Annotated in this window: 4 protein-coding genes; 2 read left to right on the forward strand and 2 right to left on the reverse strand. The window is 66.8% G+C overall.

Going from position 1 to position 3128, the window contains the following annotated elements; translation table 11 throughout:
- Positions 1–160: 160 nt before the first annotated feature.
- Together AX735_RS23570 and AX735_RS23575 are read left to right on the forward strand one after the other, a co-directional pair.
- Positions 161–520, forward strand: a complete 360-nt coding sequence (locus tag AX735_RS23570; protein ID WP_066285113.1) for a thiol-disulfide oxidoreductase DCC family protein — start codon at positions 161–163, stop codon at positions 518–520.
- The gene (locus AX735_RS23575; protein WP_066285115.1) at positions 517–1710 is read left to right on the forward strand and encodes an FAD-binding domain-containing protein; all 1194 of its coding nucleotides are present in this window, start codon (positions 517–519) and stop codon (positions 1708–1710) included. Before AX735_RS23570 ends, AX735_RS23575 begins: the two co-directional genes overlap by 4 nt.
- A 51-nt stretch (positions 1711–1761) precedes the next feature.
- On the opposite strand, the gene lexA is transcribed toward AX735_RS23575, so the two are convergent.
- Both lexA and AX735_RS23585 read right to left on the reverse strand, forming a co-directional pair.
- Complete coding sequence (gene lexA, locus AX735_RS23580; RefSeq protein ID WP_066285117.1) at positions 1762–2484, reverse strand: transcriptional repressor LexA; 723 nt, start codon at positions 2482–2484, stop codon at positions 1762–1764.
- Between the two features lie 87 nt (positions 2485–2571).
- On the reverse strand, positions 2572–3128 hold a 557-nt coding region (locus AX735_RS23585; protein ID WP_446471859.1), incomplete at its 5' end, for a molybdopterin-binding protein.

Below are 3128 nucleotides of genomic sequence, written 5' to 3' on the forward strand. Positions count from 1 at the left end.
TGCGCAGAACATGAATGAATGCTGACTATTGGGAAAATTTCCCATTAATCGGGATGGGCATTTTCAGCGATAACAGATTCCGCGAAGCGGCATCCGTTGCGCTGGTCCTGCGCGTATCTATGTTCGACATGAGGCAGCAGAAAACGGGGCCGCGCACGGAATGAGGGACAAGCTGGAAATCTGGTATGACGGCGCGTGCCCGCTCTGTACCCGTGAAATCGCGCTGATGCGGCGCCTGGACCGGCGCGGGGCGATCGACTTTGTCGACGTATCGACGCCGGGCGGCTCTTGCCCGATCGACCGCAAGGCGCTGCTCGAGCGCTTCCATGCGCGCGAAAATGGCGTGATGCTCTCTGGCGCGGCCGCCTTTGCGGCGATGTGGCGTGCCATTCCCCTGCTGCGACCGCTCGGCCTCATCGCGCGCTGGAAGCCGGTACTGGCGCTGCTCGAGCGTGCCTATCTGCGCTTTCTCAAGATCAGACCACGCCTGCAGGGCCTGCTGCGCGAGCCACGGGCATGAGCGGGGTGTTCGAACCGACGCGCGCAGCGGGCCTCGCGCGGATGCACGCCTTCGTGCCGCATGCGGGCCGCGCCTATGCCGAGGGGCGCAACAGCGATCTCGGGCCCGGTCGGCCTAGCGCCGTGTCGCAGCTTTCACCCTGGCTGCGCTTTCGCCTGCTGAGCGAGCAGGAAGTGTGCGCAGCGGTGCTCGAGAAGCACGCGCTCGCGGCCGAGAAATATGTGCAGGAGGTGCTGTGGCGCACCTATTGGAAGGGCTGGCTCGAGATGCGGCCCGGCATCTGGACCCGCTTCGTCGAGGAGCGCGATGTGCAGCGCGAGCGGCTGCGCAATGTCCGCGCGCTCGAACAGGCCGAGCAGGGGCGCACCGGCATAGAGGGCTTCGATGACTGGGCGCGCGAGCTGGTCGAGACCGGGTATCTGCACAATCACGCGCGTATGTGGTTCGCCTCGATCTGGATCTTCACGCTGCGCCTGCCCTGGACGCTGGGCGCGGATTTCTTCCTGCGCCACCTGATCGATGCCGATGCGGCGAGCAACACATTGTCCTGGCGCTGGGTTGCTGGGCTGCAGACGGCGGGCAAGACCTATCTCGCCACCGCCGACAATATCGCGCGCTATACCGGCGGGCGGTTTGCGCCGAAGGGTCTGGCGGAGATCGCCGAACCGCTGACCGAAGCACCGGTTCCTGCCGCTACTCCCTTGGGCGAGGCCGGGTGTGCCAGGGGTGCGCCGGCGTTGCTGCTGGTCACGAGCGAGGACATGCACCCGGATGAAGCGTTGCTCCGCGAGGCCGATATCCGGGGCACCTGCATTGCTGCCGATCGGGCGCTGCTCTGGGGCGACAAAGCACGCGCCTTTGTTGCGGAAGCTGCGCGCGACATGGCTGCGTCGCTCGGTGACACCGGCAAGGCGCCGGTGAAGCGGATAGATGCCCTGAATGCCGAGGCGATCGTGCAGGCGTCGCGTGAGGCGGGCGTCAACCGGGTGGTGGCGCCTTATGCGCCGGTCGGGCCGGTGGCGACGCGGCTGGCGGACATCGCCAAGGCACTAGAGGGCGAGGGGATCGAACTCGTGCAGGTCCGCCGCGATTGGGACGAGACCTTCTGGCCGCACGCGCGCAAGGGTTTCTTCCCGTTCAAGCAGCATATGGGGCGGCTGCTCGAGGATATGGGGCTCACCCGCACCTGAAACGGGGCGTGAGCGAAACGGGCCCGGCGCTTGCCGGGCCCGCGGTCGGCATCAGTGATAGCGGCGCAGCAGGCCCGCGAGCTTGCCCTGCACCTGCACCTCGTGCGGCGCGTAATATTGCGGCGCATAGGACGCATTGGCGGGATCGAGCCGGATGCGGCCGTTCTCCCGGCGCAGATATTTGAGCGTCGCTTCCTCGCCGCGCACCAGCGCGACCACGATCTCGCCGTCGCGCGCGGTTTCGGTGCGCTTGATCAGCGCGAAATCGCCGTCGAGAATGCCCGCCTCGACCATGGAATCTCCCGACACTTCGAGCGCATAATGCTCGCCCGCGCCGAGCAAGGCGGCGGGAACAGGCAGGATCTCGGTGCCCTCGAATGCCTCGATCGGCGCACCGGCGGCGATGCGGCCGTGCAGCGGGATCTCGAGCACATTGCTGTTCGCCGGCTCTGGCAACACCGCCTTGCGCACCGTATCCATGCTGACGACATTGCTCCGCGCAGCATCGGCGCGCGCGGCGGCAGCGGCAGCGAGTTCCTTCTCGCGCGGCTTCACGCTCGACTCGGGTAATTTCAGGATCTCGAGCGCGCGCGCCCGGTTGGGCAGGCGGCGGATAAAGCCGCGTTCCTCGAGCGCGCTGACCAGCCGATGCACGCCCGACTTGGACTTGAGATCGAGCGCTTCCTTCATTTCCTCGAACGAGGGAGACACGCCATCGGCCTCCAGCCGTTCCTGGATGAAGCGGATCAGGTCATGTTGCTTGCGGGTCAGCATCGCCGAATTTCCTTGTCCCAGCCGTTCGCATGTTCGAACGAACACGGAACAATTACGAAACAAAGGCGGTCAGGTCAAGACCTTGTGTCAAGTTGGTCGAGCAAGCGCGATATAGTCGATGCGATCGCCCGGTCGGGCCGCTGCCGCATGGGCGGGACGCACCACCAGCGCATCGGCCCGGTGCAGCGCGAGCAGCGCGCCACTGTCCTGATTGGCCAGCCGCACCAGCCGCCCGTCGCGCCAGGCAGCGCGGACGAAGTCCTGGCGCGGTCCGTTGGCGGGGAAGGGTTCGCCTGCGATCGCTTGGGAGATCATCGGGACAAGCGCCTGATAACCGAGCATCTTGCGAACCAGCGGCAGCAGCAGCAGCGTGGCGGTGACATAGGCGGAGACCGGATTGCCCGGCAGGCCGAGCACGATGGCCTCGCCCAGCCTGCCGACCATCACCGGCTTGCCCGGCCGCATCGCGATCCGCCAGAAATCGACTGTGCCGCCGCAATCGGCAAGCGCCGGCTGGATGAGGTCATGGTCGCCGACCGATGCGCCGCCGGTGGTGACGATGACGTCGGCCTGGCGGTGCGCGTCGAGCGCGGCGGCGATGGTGGCGCGGTCATCGGGCAGCAGCGGCGGGACGGTCAGATCGC

The organism is Blastomonas sp. CCH1-A6, from assembly GCF_001556365.1.
Taxonomy (GTDB): domain Bacteria; phylum Pseudomonadota; class Alphaproteobacteria; order Sphingomonadales; family Sphingomonadaceae; genus Blastomonas; species Blastomonas ursincola.